Source organism: Microcoleus sp. LEGE 07076 (assembly GCF_015207455.1).
Lineage (GTDB): Bacteria > Cyanobacteriota > Cyanobacteriia > Cyanobacteriales > Microcoleaceae > Microcoleus.
Genome location: NZ_JADEWV010000280.1, coordinates 1 through 6,050, shown reverse-complemented (window position 1 = coordinate 6,050; position 6,050 = coordinate 1). Strand labels below are relative to the sequence as shown.

The 6,050-nt window shown below is 46.1% G+C and carries 3 protein-coding genes; 1 reads left to right on the top strand and 2 read right to left on the bottom strand.

What is annotated here, in order from left to right; all coding sequences use genetic code 11:
* The coding region (locus IQ270_RS27070) for an Hsp33 family molecular chaperone HslO (protein ID WP_193976249.1) at positions 1–491 on the bottom strand (491 nt) is incomplete at its 3' end.
* Positions 492–1,565: 1,074 nt separating this feature from the next.
* Complete coding sequence (locus IQ270_RS27065; RefSeq protein ID WP_193976248.1) at positions 1,566–2,006, bottom strand: pentapeptide repeat-containing protein; 441 nt, start codon at positions 2,004–2,006, stop codon at positions 1,566–1,568.
* 582 nt (positions 2,007–2,588) lie between these two features.
* Between IQ270_RS27065 and IQ270_RS27060 the strand changes: the two genes are divergently transcribed.
* Positions 2,589–5,909: an EAL domain-containing protein gene (locus IQ270_RS27060; protein ID WP_193976247.1), complete on the top strand. Its 3,321-nt coding sequence runs from the start codon at positions 2,589–2,591 to the stop codon at positions 5,907–5,909.
* Positions 5,910–6,050: the final 141 nt, after the last annotated feature.

Here is a 6,050-nt window from a genome sequence, read left to right as displayed (position 1 = left end):
ACAAACACCCCCAACACCATAGCCGAAGGAGTCTGCTCCGAGGTTGCCAAATAGTGAGTCAGATCGTCGCCAATTTCGCCGGAAACCAATTCTACCGTACTCGAGTAAGGGAAGCCGTATCCAACATCCCGCACCACGTACAAATAACCGTCACCTATAGCGCCGCCGACATCAAGTTTGCCTTTAGCATTAGGCGGCAATTCCACTGCCGGATTGCTCACATAACCTCGAACCGTCCCATCAAGTCCCGCATCAACCAGAAGTCCACCCAAGGGCCCATCTCCTTTAATGCGAATGTTGACTCTCGATTCGGGCCGTTTCATGCTGGAGACGAGTAACAGCCCCGCCGACATCGTGCGTCCAAGGGCGGCTGTAGCCACGTAAGAGAGCTTGTGCCGCCCTCTTGCTTCTTCCGTGAGACGTGTGGTAATCACCCCTACAGCGCGAATTCCGCCGTCTGCGGCTTGGGCGCGAATTAATTGATCTGCCATGAAAAACCTTACTTTGTCTTTTGATACCTTCTTGAACTATTTTAGAAGTTCTTGAAAATTGTGGCAGCAGGTAGCAGCAGTTGACTTGACCGAGCCCGGAGCGCGATCGCACTTATTTTAACTATCAAAGCAATAATATTACCTTTGGCAATTTATGTTGATAAAAATTTGATTTGCATTAAAAAAAACATTAGCCCTGTATGCTGGGCGACATAGAAACAACAAACACTGTAGCAGTTCTCAGTAACATGAGTTACGCACGAGCGATCGGTAATAGGTAATAGGTAATTGCCGGATTGGTAATTTGAGTTGTGGTTAGCTACCAGCTATGATTTCTGCCCTCCGCTTCGATCTAACCCATTACCGATTACCATTACGGGAGCGTACCTCACCTAACTGACAAAAGCTATAAAGCAGACATCATTTAGGTAATTAACGATCGAGACAAACCCACTTACTATACAGTATTAAATATGCAGGCAAAATAATTATTGTGAGTTTTTTCAAATTCGGTAGCATCCCAATTGTAAAATCCAGTCAACAGTCAACAGTCAAAAGTCAACCGGAATCCATCTAATTCATCTGCGTTAATCTGTGTTAATCAGCCCTCATCTGCGGTAAAAAAAAATAAAACTTAACCGCCCATGACAATTGATAGACGCCAATTCACGCAGATGCAGAGCAGAGATATATGAATAATTCCGATGTTAACAGATTTGATGTCGCATCTATACAAACTTCTCGATAGTTAAACGATTATTTCTGTTCATTTAGACCTGCTACAGAATCAAGTTGTTATTTGTTGAATACTCGTTCCATTAAGGATCGCGAATTAAATAATTTACACATAATTGTGGGATGGGCTCTATAGCCCGTCCCGGACTGGCTATAGAGCCCATCCCACAAGAACAATAAAAATAGTAAGTTATTTAATTCTCATTCCTAAGCCGCCTACCGTGAAACTGACAGGGTTCGACCTGCACTGGACACCCTAAAAAAAGACGAAAAACCCGGTTTCTGCCCAGAAACCGGGTTTTTCAACTTAAAATGGGTTGTTTGCATTCTTTTAACGAGTTACTGGTCGTAGCTGCCGCCAACACCGATTTGTGTATTGTAGATTTTGGCATCAGTGATGGTCATATCTTCCATTGATGCACCGGATACGTCAGCGGTGTTAATGATGGCGGCGGTCAGATTTGCCCGATCGAGGTCTGCATCATTTAAACTGGCATTAGTCAGGAAAACTGCTGTCAGGTCAGCACCCGTCAAGTTAGCCCCCGTCAAGTCGGCACCTTCGAGGTTAGCGCGATACAGGTTGGCGCCTTGCAAATTTGCTTCTCTCAAATCTGCGCCAATTAAATGAGCTCCTGTCAAATCTGCTCCAGACAAGTCGCACCTAAAACATTGCCCAGTTGAGAGTAACTGTTTGACTTGAGCCGGATTTTGGGCGCGAGCCGGGCCGGCGAGCAGTAGGGGGGTAATTAGAAGAGTAGCGGCTAATAGGTGGCGGTTCATATTTTTTTCCTCAGTATCTTATGTAATTAACTTCTGGTGTTTATATTTACAATTTTACCACAGTTGTTGTCGCAACTTGCGATCGCATTCACATATCTGCTGTGATATCGATTGCCCTTGAGAGCGCACAAATGGTTTCCGAAAGCTCGCAAAACTTATATGTCGCAAAACTTAACACTGCCGAACTTAAGACAGTGCTTTTTTGTAGTAACATATCCTATATTAGCTAAAATTGCCCATAAATGTGTCTTTCTAAAGATGGATACTCAAGATGGATACGATCGGCAATGCGATAGATAATTTGAGCAGGTAACTCGAGCGCGAAAAGTTGAAAAGAAACACATTATTCTCAATAAAAGTGTCGCGAGACCGAAAAATTAACTTAAAATAAAAATTAGCTTATAACTTTATAGGTAGAGGGAAAGCCGTCACTGGCTAGAACCCCAGCCAAACATCGGGTGCATTTTTCACAAGAAATTTTTATTAGGTCTCAGCAGCGCTGTAAAAATCAACGTAGTGCTTGGAAAGCAGCGCTTTTTTGGAATGTCGCAGAGTCTGCGCGGTCGCAAAAATTAATTAAATATGTTCAAAAACGATTCCTCCAAATATCTGCCAACTTTAGATCGAGTAATTGACAGATCCCCCTTGACAGTTTGGCCCGATACCCCATTATCCGAAGTAATTACCCTGATGGGCCAACAGCGCCCGAATCCCCCTCTAAACACTGAGATTCCACCAACTGATATCTACCATCCGCTAACAGAAATCGCAAATCCCCCCACCTCAAAGGCCCTCAGAGATGCCACAGGTATCTGCGTCTTTGTCGTGGAAACATCTCTAGACAAATCAGACTGGCAATCTGCTCAAAAAAATAGTCAATTGCAAGGAATTTTCAGCGAGAGGGATTTCGTCGATTTGATTGCTTCAGGCAAAAACTTAAAAAATGTTACGATCGCAGAGGTGATGCGGCAGCCTGTGGCAACTCTCACCAAAGATGAAAATCGAGACATTTTTAGCGCCCTAATTCTGCTTGGCCAACACAGAATTCATCACCTGCCAGTATTGGATGGTGGCGGTAAACTCCTGGGAGTAATAACGCCCGAAAGCATTCGCCAAGCGATGGTGCAACCGACAAATATCTTAAAAATGCACAGCGTCAAAGAAGTAATGACTGCAGAAGTCGTTCAAGCGCCTGTAACTGCGTCGGTGATGAGTTTAGCTCAGTTGATGGCGCAGCACCGTGTTAGCTGTGTGGTAATTACAGAGTTATCGATCGATTTGCCGTTTCCTATTCCTGTAGGTATCGTCACAGAACGGGATATTGTGGAATTTCAAGCTTTAGATATAGATTTGTCGCAAACGATCGCCCAAACTGTGATGAGTACGCCCTTGTTTAGTCTCCAGCCAGAAGACTCGCTGTGGGTAGCCCATCAGGAAATGCAGCAGCGTTTCGTCCGCAGGTTGCTAGTAAAAGGGGAACGCGGAGAACTCCTGGGAATAGTTACTCAAACTACCTTGCTGCGCGTACTCGACCCAATGGAAATGTCCGGGGCGATCGACATTTTACACGACAGCGTCCAAAAACAAACTAGCGAATTGCAAAAGGCGATCGCATCCCTCAGCTTGACTAACAGCCGGCTGGAAACAGAAATCGCTACTCGCCAGCAGGCAGAGGTGCGGCTGCAACTACTAGAATCTGCCGTAGTTAACGCTAACGACGCGATTGTGATTATGGATGCGGGAAACCGCGATATCTCCGATCCAGCCATCATCTACGTCAACGAAGCTTTTACCCAAATGACCGGTTATCGGCCCGAAGAAATTATCGGCCAAACACCCAGTTGTCTGCGGGGCCCCGATAGCGACGGCGCTCAAGTTGCTAAAATTCGTCGCGCTTTCTCTCGCCGAGAACCGCTGCGTTTGGAATTGATCAACTACCGCAAAGACGGTTCAACTTATTGGGTGGAACTCAACAGCGTACCCGTTGCTGACGAGTTGGGGAACCTAACTCACTGGGTGTCCGTGCAGCGGGATATTAGCGAGAGAAAGCGCATGGAACAAGCATTTTTTGCAGAAAAAGAACTCGCTCAAGTTACTCTACAATCGATCGGTGACGCAGTAATCACTACTGACAGCGGCGGCTGCATTTCCACCCTCAATCCAGTTGCTGAAAAACTCACCGGTTGGTCTACCTCGGAAGCTAAAGGTTTGCCCCTAGCGGGCGTGCTGAGAATCGTTGACGAAACTACCCGGATGCCGATCGAAAATATCGCCGAAATCGCTTTGTACGAAGGTCGAATTGTTGACCAAGCACACAATAGCTTGCTGGTGGCGCGCCACAACCGCGAATTTGCGATCGACCACTGCGTCTCCCCCATCCACGCCAGCAACGGCAAAATTGTCGGGGCCGTCGTTGTGTTCCGAGATGTCACCCAAGTGCGAACTCAAGCGCGACAACTCACCTGGCAAGCAACTCACGACCCCTTGACGCAATTGGTTAACCGCCGCGAATTTGAGTACCAGCTAGAACACGCACTGCACGGCGCTCAAGGTTACGGCCAAGAACACGTCATGCTTTACCTCGATCTCGATCGCTTCAAAATAGTTAACGACACCGCAGGTCACGTTGCAGGCGACGAACTGCTCCGCCAAGTCAGCCAGCTATTTAAAAGCAATATCCGCAAAACTGATATTTTGGCGCGTCTGGGCGGCGATGAGTTTGCTGTACTCCTGTACAACTGCCCCCCAGAACAGGGCTTAGATGTTGCAAAATTGCTGCTGCAAAGCATTCAGGAATTCCGGTTTGGGTGGCAGAACAAAAGTTTTTCGATCGGCGTTAGTATCGGTTTGGTGGCAATTAATCCCAAAACAGCATCGACATCTGCGGTGTTGAGCGCGGCCGATCTTGCCTGCTACGCTGCTAAAAATAAAGGCCGCAACCGGGTGCAGATTTATCGATCGGGCGATCGGGAATTAATCAAACAGCACGGCGAAACCCAGTGGGTAGTGCAAATTAATCGAGCTTTAGAAGAGAATCGCTTGCGCTTGTACTCTCAGCCGATCGTACATTTGCTCAACCCATCCACCACCGGCATCCACTGCGAAATCCTGCTCCGCCTCCAGCTTGAAACCGGTCAGTTGGTATCGCCGATGGCGTTTATTCCGGCAGCCGAACGCTATAACTTGATGCCAGCGATCGATCGCTGGGTAATTCGCACTTTATTTAGCAAATTATCTCAAATTTTCACGGCAAATTTATTGGTCCAAAACCCCGGAGCAGACAGCGATAAAATAGTTACCTTGCCTGCGGCCTCTCCCCTGTCTAATTCGCAATCCTCATTTGCAAAATATCCCAGCCTTTATGCCATCAACCTTTCAGGCGACAGCATCAACGAAGAAAAGTTGATCGAGTTTATTCAAGAGCAGTTTTCTATCCATCAAATACCGCCGGAAATAATTTGTTTTGAAATCACCGAAACCGTGGCGATCTCGAATCTCAGCAAAGCAGCCAGCTTAATTTGCCAACTCAAGGAACTCGGCTGCCAGTTTGCCTTGGACGACTTCGGTAGCGGGATGTCTTCCTTTGCTTACCTAAAAAGCTTGCCCGTTGATTTCATCAAAATTGATGGTAATTTTATTAAAAATATTACCGACAACCCTATTGATATCGCAATGGTAGAAGCTATTACCAAAATAGCTCACGTCATGGGAATTAAAACAATTGCCGAATACGTGGAAAGTCAAAAAATCATGGATAAAATCAAAGAAATTGGGGTAGATTACGCTCAAGGTTATTATTTGGGTAAGCCTCAACCTTGTAACTTTACATCTCCTAGTTTAGAGGAATTTTTGGGGGAATTTCCGGTAAATTATTTGGCCTTGGAGGCTAAGCTGGCTTCTTGAAGATGGAAGTTTGGCAACGAATTTTTTAGAGAATTTAACGGATGTAATGAACACCTATTATAGCCTTTCTCAGAAAGATGAGGTACTGTCGGGCATAGGGCATAGGGCATAGGGCATAGGGCATAGGGCATAGGGCATAGG